Consider the following 13,345-nt stretch of genomic DNA (forward strand, 5'->3'; position numbering starts at 1 on the left):
CGGGCGTCGATGACCTGCCGGGCTATGCTGGCGACTTGGCATGAACGCTGCTTCCGACTGAAGGGATCGCCCCCATGGCCGATACCTTGACGCACCCGTCGGCGTCACCGCCGTGTCATGCCGGGTGCGTACCGTCGCCAGACCTGAACCCACGATGAGGAGACCGCCATGCTCGATGAGCGCAGCCGAGAACAACGCGTCGTTTCGATCCCGCCGCAACGCCCCATCGGCGGTGCGATCATCGACGACCAGGGCCGGGAAATCCCGATCACCGAAACCATGATCCAGCGCGCCTGCCGCGAGCTGGAAACGGCCTGCATCCACGCTGGCAAGCACGCCTGACAGCGACGGGCCGCGCCTCCGGGCAGCGGCCCGGGCGCGCGCGGGGCCTCCTCAGCCGATCACCCGGCTCCCCAGCGCCTCCCCCAGGCGACGCAGCTCGTCGTCACCCGAGGTGAGCCGCAGCGTGAGGCCGTCGATTTCCCGACGCACCGGATAATGCTTGCGCAGGGTGTCGAAGGCCGCGCGCCGCGCCACCTCGTCCCCTTCCAGCGTGCGGCGGAAATCCGCATCGTCGCGGCGTGGGTCGTAGACCGCCCGGCAGAGCATCGGCAGCGCCCAGCGTGGGTCGCAGCCGGCCCCCAGCACCACCTCCGCCAACCCGGGCGCAGGGAGCAGGCTGGCCAGTTCCACCTCCGGGCGCTCACCCTGATGGGCGCAGAAGGCCCGGTAGATCTGCTCGGTGCCGCGCAGCTTGCCGTCTAGGCTGTAACCGGCGATGTGGGGGGTCGCCAGCCGGCAGTGCCGGGCCAACTCCACGTCCACCAGCGGTTCTCCTTCCCAGACATCCAGCACGGCGCGAACATCGTCGCGGCGCGCCAGCAGCGCCTTCAGCGCCTGGTTGTCCACCACCGCGCCCCGGCTGGCGTTGATCAGCCAGGCCCCGGGCCGCAGGCGGGCCAGGCGCGTCTCGTCCAGCAGGTGGTGGGTCGAGGCGTCCAGGGGCGTATGCAGGCTGATCACGTCGCAGGTGTCCAGTAACTCCTCCAGCCCGATATAGTCCCCGTCGCCCTCCAGGGCCAGGCGCGGGGGGTCGCAGACCCGCACCTGCCAGCCCAGCCCGCGCAATACCTGCAGCAGCCGACCGCCCACTTCCCCAGCTCCCAACACCCCGTAGCGCCGCGTTGCCGGATCGATCCCGGCATCTTCCGCCAGGGTCAGGACGCTGCCCAGCACGTAGTCCACCACCCCTCGGGCGTTGCAACCCGGCGCGCTGGCCCAGGCGATGCCGGCCTCACGCAGGTAGTCCAGGTCCAGGTGGTCGGTGCCGATGGTGCAGGTGCCGACGAAGGTCACGGCGCTGCCCTCCAGCAGGTCGCGCCCCACCGGAGTGACCGAACGCACCAGCAGCACTTCGGCGTCGCCCAGGGCAGCCCTGTCGATGGCGCGTCCGGGCAACCGGCGGATGGCATCCGCCCCGGCGAAGGAGGAAAAGAAGGCCTCGACCAGGGGAATGTTCTCATCGGCGAGCAAGCGCATGGGGGTCGTCTCGGCAGCGGCTAGCGAAGCCGGCATTCTAGGGCGCGCCGGCGGTTTGTACGACCGGCACGGCGCCCGCGCCGGCGCGCCCTTTCCTGACCGGTGCGTCAACGCGTAGACTAGCCGGCCGTCCAGCCGCTCCCTCGAAACGTCCGCGAATGCCGCGCGACAGCCGTCGTCGTTTCTCGATGCGTGCTGCATTGCCCCGCGCCGGTGGGAACCGCGCCCGGCCGCCACTGCCGCCCCAGTGGCCTGTCAACCAATGGAATGCGTCCCGTGTCCGCCCCTGCTTCCTCCTTCGCCCGCATCCGCCGCGAATTCACCGCCCTGCTGACCCTCGCCCTGCCGATCATCATCGCCCAGCTGTCCCACTCCGCCATGGGCTTCGTCGACGCGGTCATGGCCGGGCGCGTCAGCCCGACCGACCTGGCGGCGGTGGCCCTGGGCAACTCGATCTGGGTGCCGGTCTACCTGCTGATGACCGGCACCCTGCTGGCCACCACGCCCAAGGTGGCGCAGCACTTCGGCGCCGGGCGCCTGGAGGAGATCGGCCCGCTGGTGCGCCAGGCCCTGTGGCTGGCGGTGGGCACCGGCTTGGCCGCGGCCGTGGTGCTGTGGTCCGCCCGGCCGGTACTGCAGGTGATGGGGGTCGCCCCGGCGCTGGTAGAGTCCAGCATGGTGTACCTGCGCGGGATCGGCTTCGGCATTCCGGCGGTGGCGCTCTACCACGTCCTGCGCTGCTTCAGCGACGGGCTCGGCCGTACCCGCCCGAGCATGGTCCTGGGCATCGGTGGCCTGTTACTGAACATTCCGTTGAACTATGTGTTCATCTACGGACACTTCGGCGTGCCGGCCTTGGGCGGCCCCGGCTGTGGCTGGGCCAGCGGTCTGGTGATGTGGTTCATGTTCTTCGGCATGCTCGGCTGGGTGCGCTGGGCGCCGGCCTACCGCAGCAGCCGGCTGTTCGCCCGCTTCGACCGGCCGAACGGGCCGATCATGCGCCGCCTGCTAGGGATCGGCGTCCCCATCGGCGTGGCGGTGTTCGCCGAGTCCAGCATCTTCGCGGTGATCGCCCTGCTGATCGGCAGCCTGGGCGCGGACGTGGTGGCGGGCCACCAGATCGCCCTCAACTTCAGCTCCCTGGTGTTCATGATCCCCTACTCCCTGGCCATGGCGGTCACCGTCCGGGTCGGCCAGTCCCTGGGGCGTAAGGACGCCCTGGCGGCGCGCTTTTCCGCCCGGGTGGGCATCGCCAGCGCCCTGCTTTATGCCTGCCTGTCGGCGAGCCTGATGCTGGCGTTCCGCGAGCAGATCGCCGAGATCTATACCGCCGACCCCACGGTGATTCGGGTCGCGGCGATGCTCATCGCCTACTCGGCGCTGTTCCAGTTCTCGGACGGGTTGCAGGTGATCACCGCCGGCGCCCTGCGCGGCTACCAGGACACCCGGGCGACCATGATCATCACCCTGTTCGCCTACTGGGGCATTGGCCTGCCGGTGGGCTACGTCCTCGGCCTCAGCCACCTGTTCGGCGAGCCCAGCGGGCCGAGCGGCCTGTGGCTGGGCCTGATCGCCGGCCTCACCGGGGCGGCGCTGATGCTGTCGGTGCGCCTCAACCGCAGCGCCCGGCGGCACATCCGCCTGGAGGCGCTCCCCGGCTGACGGCGGGATGCCGCCGGGTCAGTCGGCCTTCTTGCGGATCCAGTAGAGGAACGTGTCGCCCTCCTCGGCCTGCTCCAGCAGCTCGTGGCCGAGGAACACGCAGAACTTGGGGATATCGCGGCGGGTGGACGGGTCGGTGGCGATCACCTTGAGCAGCCCGCCGGCCCGCAGATCGCGCACCTTGTTGTGCAGCAGCATCACCGGTTCGGGACAGTTGAGGCCGCTGGCATCGAGAATCGCATCGGGTTGTTCGGACATCATGGCCTCCTGGATCGAGCCGGCATTGTCGCCGAAACGCCGGAGCCGGTCACGGCCGGCTCAGCGGTCCAGCCGGCGCAGGTGGCAGGTGACTTCCTCGCGGTCGTGGTAGAGCTGCTTGCAGCCGATGGCCACCCGCACGCCGCGCTCGCGCAAGCCGTCGGCGATGCGCTCTAGCAACCGGCTCACCTCCGCGTGCCGCTGCTTCATGGGCAGCTTCAGATTGACCACCGCCTCGCGGCACCAGCCCTCGCCGAGCCAGGTCTCGATCAGCGCGGCGGTGCGCGCCGGTTTCTCGACGATGTCGCAGACCATCCAGTCCACCGGCCGGCGCGGGCGGAAGACGAAGCCATCGGCCCGCTGGTGCTCCACCAGGCCGGAATCCATCAGGCCCGGGTCCATGGGGCCGTTGTCCACGGCGATCACCTTCATGTGCCGGTTCACCAGTTGCCAGGTCCAGCCACCGGGAGCGGCGCCCAGGTCCACGGCGGTCATCGCCGGGGCCAGGCGGGTGTCCCATTCCTCCCGGGGCACGAACTGGTGCCAGGCTTCCTCCAGCTTGAGGGTGGACCGGCTGGGCGCTTCCCGGGGGAATTTCAGGCGCGGGATGCCCATGGGCCAGGCGGCGGAGTTGCCCGAGTCGGCGACGCCAAGGAACACCCGGCGGCCGCTGAGGAAGGTCAGCAGCAGCCGCGGCGACTCTCCTTCCCGCAGGCGGCCGGCCTTTTCCAGGGCCTTGCGCAGCGGCACGTCGAACTTGCGGCAGAAGGTCGACAGCTCCTTGCCCTCGTTGGTGTCCAGCACCTCCAGCCACAGGCTGCCGGCGACCGGGTAGTCCTGCAGGCGCTCCAGCAGCACGCCGATGCGGTCGCTCTCGGGCAGGTCGACGAAGGCCCCCCTCGCCCACTGGCGGGGGAAGACCAGCCGGTCGAAACGCTGCTCCTTCAGCAGCCGCGCGGCGCCGTCGGCTTCGCTGCAGATGAATTCGGCGCAGGCTTCGTTCGGCCGGGCCTTGGCGTAGCCGGCCACGCCGAGGGCGGCGGCGCGCTCGCTGAGTTCGGCACACACCTCACCCTCGAAGCCGGGCCGGCAATGCAGGAAAACGCTGTCCATCGGTGATATCCGTGAAAAGTGGGCATCGCGCCGGCTCTGCGGCGGGGCGCGCATGATAGCCCAACGGGAACCCCGGGCCGCATGGGCCGGTCCAGTGACATGACGAAACCTTCCAGCGGAGCCCGATCCCCGAAGCGGGGACGCGAGACTCCGCGCCGTTTCATCGGCCCGTGCCGTGCGGGCCTCAAGGAGATGCGCATGCCTTCCCTGGATAGCCTGAACAGTCGCCGTAGCCTGGAGGTCGGCGGCCGTACCTATCATTATTTCAGCCTGCCCGATGCGGCCCGCCAGTTGGGCGACCTGCAGCGCCTGCCGATGTCCCTCAAGGTGCTGCTGGAGAACCTGCTGCGCTGGGAGGACGACAAGACCGTCACCCGCGACGATTTTACCGCCCTGGCCGACTGGCTGCGCGAGCGCACCTCCGACCGGGAGATTCAATATCGCCCCGCCCGCGTGCTGATGCAGGACTTCACCGGCGTGCCCGCCGTGGTGGACCTGGCGGCGATGCGCGACGCCGTGGCCAAGGCCGGCGGCGACCCGCAGCGGATCAACCCGCTGTCCCCCGTGGACCTGGTGATCGACCACTCGGTGATGGTGGATCGCTTCGGCAACAGCCACGCGTTCGAAGAGAACGTGGAAATCGAGATGCAGCGCAACGGTGAGCGCTACGCCTTCCTGCGCTGGGGACAGAACGCCTTCGACAACTTCAGCGTGGTACCGCCAGGCACTGGGATCTGCCACCAGGTCAACCTGGAGTACCTGGGTCGCACCGTCTGGACTCGCGAGGAAGACGGCGACACCTGGGCCTTCCCCGACACCCTGGTGGGTACCGACTCCCACACCACCATGATCAATGGCCTCGGCGTACTGGGCTGGGGCGTCGGCGGGATCGAGGCGGAAGCCGCGATGCTCGGCCAGCCGGTCTCGATGCTGATCCCGGAAGTGATCGGCTTCAAGCTCACCGGCCGCCTGAAGGAAGGCATCACCGCCACCGACCTGGTCCTGACAGTCACCCAGATGCTGCGCAAGCGCGGCGTGGTGGGCAAGTTCGTCGAGTTCTACGGCGACGGCCTGGCGGACCTGCCCCTGGCGGACCGCGCCACCATCGCCAACATGGCCCCGGAATACGGCGCCACCTGCGGCTTCTTCCCGGTGGACGACATCACCCTCGACTACCTGCGCCTGTCCGGCCGCCCCGACGAGACCGTGGCGCTGGTAGAGGCCTACTGCAAGGCCCAGGGCCTGTGGCGCGAGCCGGGCCACGAGCCGGCCTTCACCGATACCCTGGAGCTGGATATGGGCAGCGTCGAGGCCAGCCTCGCCGGGCCCAAGCGGCCCCAAGACCGCGTCGCCCTGCCCAGCGTGGCCAAGGCCTTCGATGACTTCATGGGCCTGCAGGTGAAGCCACCGCCCAAGGAAGACAACCGCCTGCAGAACGAAGGCGGTGGCGGCGTCGCCGTAGGCAACGCCGCCCTGGTGGGCGAAGCCGACTACCAATACATGGGCCATACCTATCGCCTGAAGAACGGCGCCGTGGTGATCGCCGCCATCACCTCCTGCACCAATACCTCCAACCCCAGCGTCATGATGGCCGCCGGCCTGCTGGCGAAGAAGGCGGTGGAAAAGGGCCTGCAGCGCAAGCCCTGGGTGAAGTCGTCCCTGGCCCCCGGTTCCAAGGTGGTGACCGACTACTTCACCGCCGCCGACCTCACCCGCTACTTGGACGAGCTGGGGTTCGACCTGGTGGGCTACGGTTGCACCACCTGCATCGGCAACTCCGGCCCGCTGCCGGACCCCATCGAGAAGGCCATCCAGAGTGCCGACCTCACCGTCGCCGCGGTGCTCTCGGGCAACCGCAACTTCGAAGGCCGGGTGCACCCGCTGGTGAAGACCAACTGGCTGGCCTCGCCGCCCCTGGTGGTGGCCTATGCCCTCGCCGGCACCGTGACCCTCAACCTGGACCACGACGCCCTCGGCCAGGACCGCGACGGCAGGCCGGTGTACCTGAGGGACATCTGGCCGAGCCGCGAGGAAATCGCCGAAGCGGTGCGCAAGGTGGAGACCGCGATGTTCCGCAAGGAATACGCGGAAGTGTTCGCCGGCGACGAGAAGTGGCGCGCCATCCAGGTGCCGGAATCCGACACCTATGTCTGGCAGGACGATTCCACCTACATCCAGCACCCGCCCTTCTTCACGGGCATCGCCAACGAGCCGCCGCGGGTCCAGGACATCCACGACGCGCAGATTCTCGCCCTGCTGGGGGACTCGGTGACCACCGACCACATTTCCCCCGCCGGCAACATCAAGGTGGACAGCCCCGCCGGGCGCTACCTGCGCGAGCGCGGCGTCGAGCCGGTGGACTTCAACTCCTACGGGTCGCGGCGTGGCAACCACGAGGTGATGATGCGCGGCACCTTCGCCAACATCCGCATCAAGAACGAGATGCTCGGCGGCGAGGAAGGCGGCAATACCCTACACGTGCCCAGCGGCGACAAATTGGCCATCTATGACGCAGCGATGCGCTACCAGGACGAGGGCACGCCCCTGGTGATCATCGCCGGCAAGGAATACGGCACCGGCTCCTCCCGGGACTGGGCGGCGAAAGGCACCAACCTGCTGGGAGTGAAGGCAGTGGTCGCGGAGAGCTTCGAGCGCATCCACCGTTCCAATCTGGTGGGAATGGGCGTGCTGCCGCTGCAATTCAAGGAGGGCCAGGATCGCAAGAGCCTGGGCCTCACCGGCCAGGAGAAGATCGGCATCTTCGGCCTGGACGGCGTTGAACTGCGGCCGCGCATGCCCCTCACCCTGGAAATCACACGCAAAGACGGAAGCCTGGAGAACGTGGAAGTGCTCTGCCGCATCGATACGCTGAACGAAGTGGAGTACTTCAAGGCCGGCGGCATTCTGCATTACGTTCTGCGCCAACTGCTGGCGGAGTAACACGGAACGGGCAGAGCGTGCGCTGCCCGCATTCCGGCGTTCGGCTCGTTGAAGCGCGGCGATGTGGCTGACGAGGTGACTAAGCGAACGCCTCGTGACTGACCATCCATTGACGCCAGAAAACCGTATTTCGGTGGTTTACAGGTACACTGGCGCATTTTCGGGCGACCGCGCCGAGTCGGGCGGTTGATCGATCGTCACCTACCGAAGAGTGAGGTCCATGCGCAACAATCAACCCGTTACCCAGCGCGAGCGAACCTACCCGGCCGAACAGCGCCTCATTTCCACCACCAATACCAAAGGCGTCATCACCTACTGCAACGACGCCTTCGTGGACGTCAGCGGCTACGACCGGGAGCAGCTGATCCGCGCGCCTCATAACCTGGTACGGCATCCCGACGTGCCGCCCGCGGTCTTCGCTCACATGTGGACCACCCTCAAGAGCGGGCGCCCGTGGATGGGCGTGGTGAAGAACCGCTGCCGCAACGGTGACCACTACTGGGTCAACGCCTACGTGACGCCCATCTACGAGGGCGGCGAGGTGAGCGGCTACGAGTCGGTGCGCGTCAAGCCGACCCCGGAGCAGATCAGGCGCGCCGAAGCGCTGTACAAGCGGATCAACGACGGCAAGTCGGCGATTCCCCAGCGTGATCGCTGGTTGCCGGTAGTGCAGGACTGGCTGCCGTTCATCCTGATCAGCCAGATCGGTTTCCTCATCGGCGCCTGGCTCGACTCTCACTGGGGCTTCATTCTCGCGGCCCTGTTGTCGATCCCCCTGGGCCTGATCGGCCTGGCCTGGCAGAACCGCGGCATCAAGCGCTTGCTGCGCCTGGTGGAACAGACCACCTCCGACCCGTTGATCGCCCAGATGTACACCGACAGCCGCGGCGTCCAGGCTTGCCTGGAAATGGCGATCCTCAGCCAGGAAGCGCGCCTGAAGACCTGCCTGACACGCTTGCAGGACACCGCCGAACAACTCACCGAACAGGCTCGCCAGGCGGAGAAGCTTTCGCTGAGCAGTTCCTCCGGCCTGGAGCGCCAGCGTCAGGAGACCGAGCAGGTGGCCGCCGCGGTGAACCAGATGACCGCCACCACCCACGACGTGGCGAGCAACGTGCAGCGAACCGCAGACGCCACCCAGGAAGCGAACCGGCTGGCGGAACAGGGCCGGGCCATTGCCGCGGAGACCCGCGAAGCGATCCATCGCCTGTCGCAGTCCGTGGTGGACACCGGGGACGCGGTCACTCGCCTGGCCCAGGACAGCAACGAGATCGGCGGCGTGGTGGACGTGATCAAGAGCATCGCCGACCAGACCAACCTGCTGGCGCTGAACGCTGCCATCGAGGCGGCCCGGGCCGGCGACATGGGCCGCGGCTTCGCGGTGGTGGCCGACGAAGTGCGCTCCCTGGCCCAGCGAACCGCCGAGTCGACCCAGCAGATTCACGGCCTGATCGCCAAGCTGCAGAACACCGCCGAGGATGCGGTACACACCATGCAAAACGGCCAGCAACAGGCGGACGAAGGCGTGCAGCGGGTCTCCCGGGCCGATGACGCCCTCAAGGGCATCAGCGAGGCGGTGGCCAACATCACCGACATGACCAACCAGATCGCCACCGCCACCGAACAGCAGAGCAGCGTCGCCGAGCAGATCAACCGCAATATCCTGAGCATCGCCGAGCTGGCCGACCAGACTTCGGGAGAGGCCCAGCGCACCGCCCTGCTCAGCGAGGAACTGACCCAGACCGCCCATGGGCAATACGCCCTGGTGGATCGGTTCAATCGCTGATCGGTGGCGCATGTGCGCGGCAGGCCGGGCGAAGCGTGCGCTGGGCCCCAGCCGTTCAGTCCTTCCCGGGGCGGGGTGACAGGTGGAGCAGAAAGTCGGCCACAGCCTCGGCCGTTCGCGCCAGATGATCGTCATGGGTGAAACCCGAGGCCTTGAGGGGCTTCAGGTCATGGTCCGCCGCGGGTAGCCACAACAGGCGGATGGCGCCGGAAAGCCGGTAGCCCGCCACGGTCTCCCGGCTGCCCAGGGCATCGCGTTCCCCCTGGACGATCAGGGTCGGAGTCGCCAGGTCCGCCAGGTGCTCCACCCGCGGCCGGTCCAGGCGCTTGGCCGGGTGGAAGGGATACCCCAGGCATACCAGTCCATCGACCTGCTCCTCATCGGCCAGCAGGCTGGCCATTCGGCCGCCCATCGACTTGCCGCCGACGGCCAGAGTTCCCGCGACTTGCTGTCGCACGCTCGCCAGCACAGTACGCCAGCAGGCCAGCAGTTGGGGCTGCTGATCGGGCGGCCGGCGCCCTCCCTGGCGCCGCTGCGCCATGTAGTCGAACTCGAACCGAACCACCGCCATCCCGCGCGCTACAAGCCTTTGCGCCATGTCCGTCATGAACGGGCTGTCCATGGGCGCACCTGCGCCATGGGCCAGGATCAGAGTCGCCCTGGCCTCCCCGGGCGGCCGCTCCCACAACAGTGAGGGCAAAGCGCCATGCTCGGTGAGTTGATCCGGGTCAATATTCCCCTCATGGCGTTTCACCATGCTTGCCTCGCTTTTCCAAGTAACCGTGATGGAAGCCCTCACATGAGCACAGCAAGCAGTACCGCCTATAACTACAAGGTGGTCCGCCAGTTCGCCATTATGACGGTGGTTTGGGGAATCGTCGGGATGGCTCTCGGCGTTCTCATTGCCGCACAGTTGGTCTGGCCGGAACTCAACTTCAACCTTCCCTGGACCAGCTTCGGTCGCCTGCGACCCTTGCACACCAACGCGGTGATCTTCGCGTTCGGTGGCTGTGCCTTGTTCGCCACCAGCTACTACGCGGTACAGCGCACCTCTCAGGCGCGGCTGATCTCCGACAAGCTGGCCGCCTTCACCTTCTGGGGTTGGCAGGCGGTCATCGTACTGGCGGCCATCACCCTGCCCCTGGGCTACACCAGTTCGAAGGAATACGCCGAGCTGGAATGGCCGATCGACATCCTGATCACCATCGTCTGGGTCAGCTACGCCATCGTGTTCTTCGGCACCATCGTCAAGCGCAAGGTGAAGCACATCTACGTGGGCAACTGGTTCTTCGGCGGGTTCATCCTGACCGTGGCACTGCTGCACGTGGTGAACAACCTGGAGCTGCCGGTCACCCTGACCAAGTCCTACTCCCTGTACTCCGGGGCCACTGACGCCATGATCCAGTGGTGGTACGGCCACAACGCCGTGGGCTTCTTCCTCACCGCCGGCTTCCTCGGGATGATGTACTACTTCGTGCCCAAGCAGGCCGAGCGTCCGGTGTATTCCTACCGCCTCTCCATCGTCCACTTCTGGGCGTTGATCGCGGTATATATCTGGGCCGGCCCGCACCACCTGCACTACACCGCCCTGCCGGACTGGGCCCAGTCCCTGGGCATGGTGATGTCGCTGATCCTGCTGGCTCCGTCCTGGGGCGGCATGATCAACGGCATGATGACCCTCTCCGGTGCCTGGCATAAGCTGCGCAGCGATCCGATCCTGCGCTTCCTGGTGGTGTCCCTGGCCTTCTACGGCATGTCCACCTTCGAAGGCCCGATGATGGCCATCAAGACCGTCAATGCCCTCTCCCACTACACCGACTGGACCATCGGCCACGTACACGCCGGTGCCCTCGGCTGGGTCGCCATGGTCTCCATCGGCTCCCTCTACCACCTGATCCCGAAGGTCTTCGGCCGCGAGCAGATGCACAGCATCGGCCTGATCAACACCCACTTCTGGCTGGCCACCATCGGCACCGTGCTCTACATCGCCTCGATGTGGGTCAACGGCATCACCCAGGGCCTGATGTGGCGTGCGGTCAACCAGGACGGAACCCTCACCTACTCCTTCGTCGAAGCGCTGGAAGCCGGTCACATGGGCTTCATCGTGCGCATGATCGGCGGCGCGGTGTTCCTCAGCGGCATGCTGGTAATGGCCTACAACACCTACCGCACCGTGCGGGCTTCCGAGCCGGCCGAGTACGAAGCCGCGGCGCAGATCGCCTGAGGAGTCGAAGATGAAACACGAAATCGTCGAGAAGAACATCGGCCTGATGGCCCTGTTCATGGCCCTCGCGGTGAGCGTCGGCGGCCTGGTGCAGATCGTCCCGCTGTTTTTCCAGCAGGAAACCACCCAGCCGGTAGACGGCCTCAAGCCCTACACCGCGCTGCAGCTGGAAGGCCGCGACATCTTCATCCGCGAAGGCTGCGTTGGTTGCCACTCGCAGATGATCCGTCCATTCCGCGCTGAGACCGAGCGCTACGGCCACTACTCGGTGGCCGGCGAGAGCGTCTGGGACCACCCGTTCTTGTGGGGCTCCAAGCGTACCGGCCCGGACCTGGCCCGCGTCGGCGGCCGCTACTCCGATGACTGGCACCGTGCGCACCTCTACAACCCGCGCAACGTGGTGCCCGAGTCGAAGATGCCCGCCTACCCCTGGCTGGTGGAAAACCGCCTCGATGGCGCCCATACCGCGGACAAGGTTCAGGCGATGCGCACCCTCGGCGTGCCGTACACCGACACCGACATCCAGGGCGCCAAGGCCTCGGTGCAGGGCAAGACCGAGATGGACGCGCTGGTGGCCTACCTGCAGGTGCTGGGCACCAGCCTGAAGAACAAGAGGTAGGCCATGAACCCTTTCCTCTGGATGGATGTAGGCACGCTGCGCGGCCTGGGCACCGTGATGGTCCTGGTGGCGTTCGTCAGCGTGGTGTTCTGGGCTTACAACGGCAAGCGCAAATCCAGCTTCGACGAAGCGGCCAACCTGCCCTTCGCGGACGAGACCGCGCATTCCCGGCACGTTTTCAGGAGTAACGACCAATGACCGCGTTCTGGAGCTGGTACATCACCCTGCTCACGCTCGGCACCCTCGCCGCCCTGCTGTGGCTGGTGTTCGCCACCCGCAAGGGCGAGTCCAAGGGCATCACCGAAAAAACCATGGGCCATGCCTTCGACGGCATCGAGGAGTACGACAACCCGCTGCCGAAGTGGTGGTTCCTGCTGTTCGTCGGCACCATCGTCTTCGCCGCCGGCTACCTGGTGCTCTACCCGGGCCTGGGCAACTGGAAAGGCGTGTTCCCCGGCTACGAGGGCGGCTGGACCCAGGTCAAGCAATGGCAGCACGAGCAGGACAAGGCCGCCGAGCAATACGGCCCGATCTTCGCCAAGTACGCCGCCATGCCCATCGATGCGGTGGCCCAGGACGCCGATGCGCTGAAGATGGGCGGCCGGCTGTTCGCCACCTACTGCGCCATCTGCCATGGCTCCGACGCCAAGGGCGCCGTGGGCTTCCCCAACCTCACCGACCACGTCTGGCGCTGGGGCGGCGAGCCGGAGACCATCAAGACCACCATCCTCGGCGGTCGCCAGGCGGCCATGCCGGCCTGGGGCGAGATCCTCGGCGATGACGGCGTGCGCAACGTCGCCGCCTATGTCCGCCAGGACCTGGGCAAGCTGAAGTTGCCGGAAGGCACCCAGGCCGACGTCGTCGCCGGCCAGCAGGTCTTCGCCAGCAACTGCCAGGCCTGCCACGGCCCGGAAGGCAAGGGCATGCCGATGATGGGCGCCCCCGACCTGACCCAGCCAAGCGCCTGGATCTACGGTTCGAGCCTGGCACAGCTGCAGCAGACCATCCGCTACGGCCGTAACGGCCAGATGCCTGCCCAAGAGCAGTACCTGGGCTCGGACAAGGTGCACATCCTCGCCGCGTATGTGTACAGCCTGTCGAACAAGGCGGACACCGCCGCGAAGTAACCGAGTTACCTGCAAGGAGCCACCCGGGGCACACGGACGTGCCCAACCCTTCCCCTCTCTGCGACAGAGTGTCGCAG

12 protein-coding genes are annotated in these 13,345 nt (G+C 67.2%); 8 read left to right on the forward strand and 4 right to left on the reverse strand.

The genetic code is table 11. The annotated features are described in order from the left end of the window. Window positions 1-168: 168 nt before the first annotated feature. Window positions 169-342 carry a PA1571 family protein gene (locus FM069_RS21625; protein ID WP_178106729.1) on the forward strand — a complete coding sequence of 58 codons (174 nt, stop codon included), beginning with the start codon at window positions 169-171 and terminating at the stop codon, window positions 340-342. A gap of 51 nt (window positions 343-393) precedes the next feature. On the opposite strand, the gene pdxB is transcribed toward FM069_RS21625, so the two are convergent. After that, entirely contained in the window at window positions 394-1,539 is a 1,146-nt protein-coding gene (pdxB, locus tag FM069_RS12505; protein ID WP_143488688.1) for a 4-phosphoerythronate dehydrogenase PdxB, read from the reverse strand. 267 nt (window positions 1,540-1,806) lie between these two features. Here pdxB and FM069_RS12510 point away from each other — a divergent pair, with 267 nt between their 5' ends. Beyond that, entirely contained in the window at window positions 1,807-3,201 is a 1,395-nt protein-coding gene (locus tag FM069_RS12510) for an MATE family efflux transporter (protein WP_143488689.1), read from the forward strand. An 18-nt stretch (window positions 3,202-3,219) separates the two neighbouring features. On the opposite strand, the gene tusA is transcribed toward FM069_RS12510, so the two are convergent. Together tusA and rlmM are read right to left on the reverse strand one after the other, a co-directional pair. Further along, window positions 3,220-3,459 (reverse strand): sulfurtransferase TusA, encoded by a 240-nt coding sequence (gene tusA / locus FM069_RS12515; protein ID WP_143488690.1) that lies wholly within the window; start codon window positions 3,457-3,459, stop codon window positions 3,220-3,222. A 60-nt stretch (window positions 3,460-3,519) separates the two neighbouring features. Then, the gene (rlmM, locus tag FM069_RS12520; RefSeq protein WP_143488691.1) at window positions 3,520-4,572 is read right to left on the reverse strand and encodes a 23S rRNA (cytidine(2498)-2'-O)-methyltransferase RlmM; all 1,053 of its coding nucleotides are present in this window, start codon (window positions 4,570-4,572) and stop codon (window positions 3,520-3,522) included. A 198-nt stretch (window positions 4,573-4,770) separates the two neighbouring features. Between rlmM and acnA the strand changes: the two genes are divergently transcribed. Both acnA and FM069_RS12530 read left to right on the forward strand, forming a co-directional pair. Next, window positions 4,771-7,512 carry an aconitate hydratase AcnA gene (gene acnA / locus FM069_RS12525; RefSeq protein ID WP_143488692.1) on the forward strand — a complete coding sequence of 914 codons (2,742 nt, stop codon included), beginning with the start codon at window positions 4,771-4,773 and terminating at the stop codon, window positions 7,510-7,512. Window positions 7,513-7,732: 220 nt separating this feature from the next. Next, a complete protein-coding gene (locus tag FM069_RS12530) occupies window positions 7,733-9,298 on the forward strand; it encodes a methyl-accepting chemotaxis protein (RefSeq protein WP_143488693.1) in 1,566 nt (521 codons plus the stop codon). Between the two features lie 55 nt (window positions 9,299-9,353). Here the strand turns inward: FM069_RS12530 and FM069_RS12535 are convergent, their stop codons facing one another. Beyond that, a complete protein-coding gene (locus FM069_RS12535) occupies window positions 9,354-10,055 on the reverse strand; it encodes an alpha/beta family hydrolase (protein ID WP_143488694.1) in 702 nt (233 codons plus the stop codon). A gap of 42 nt (window positions 10,056-10,097) precedes the next feature. On the opposite strand from FM069_RS12535, the gene ccoN reads away from it, so the two are divergent. The 4 genes from ccoN to ccoP are packed head-to-tail and all read left to right on the forward strand — an operon-like array spanning window position 10,098 to window position 13,268. Continuing rightward, the gene (gene ccoN / locus FM069_RS12540) at window positions 10,098-11,522 is read left to right on the forward strand and encodes a cytochrome-c oxidase, cbb3-type subunit I (protein ID WP_143488695.1); all 1,425 of its coding nucleotides are present in this window, start codon (window positions 10,098-10,100) and stop codon (window positions 11,520-11,522) included. A gap of 10 nt (window positions 11,523-11,532) precedes the next feature. After that, a complete protein-coding gene (ccoO, locus tag FM069_RS12545) occupies window positions 11,533-12,141 on the forward strand; it encodes a cytochrome-c oxidase, cbb3-type subunit II (RefSeq protein ID WP_143488696.1) in 609 nt (202 codons plus the stop codon). 21 nt (window positions 12,142-12,162) lie between these two features. Further along, the gene (locus FM069_RS12550; RefSeq protein ID WP_143488831.1) at window positions 12,163-12,339 is read left to right on the forward strand and encodes a cbb3-type cytochrome oxidase subunit 3; all 177 of its coding nucleotides are present in this window, start codon (window positions 12,163-12,165) and stop codon (window positions 12,337-12,339) included. Continuing rightward, on the forward strand, window positions 12,336-13,268 hold the full coding sequence (gene ccoP, locus FM069_RS12555) for a cytochrome-c oxidase, cbb3-type subunit III (RefSeq protein ID WP_143488697.1): 933 nt from the start codon (window positions 12,336-12,338) through the stop codon (window positions 13,266-13,268). Before FM069_RS12550 ends, ccoP begins: the two co-directional genes overlap by 4 nt. Window positions 13,269-13,345: the final 77 nt, after the last annotated feature.

It is taken from the genome of Pseudomonas mangiferae, from assembly GCF_007109405.1.
GTDB classification, from domain to species: domain Bacteria; phylum Pseudomonadota; class Gammaproteobacteria; order Pseudomonadales; family Pseudomonadaceae; genus Pseudomonas_T; species Pseudomonas_T mangiferae.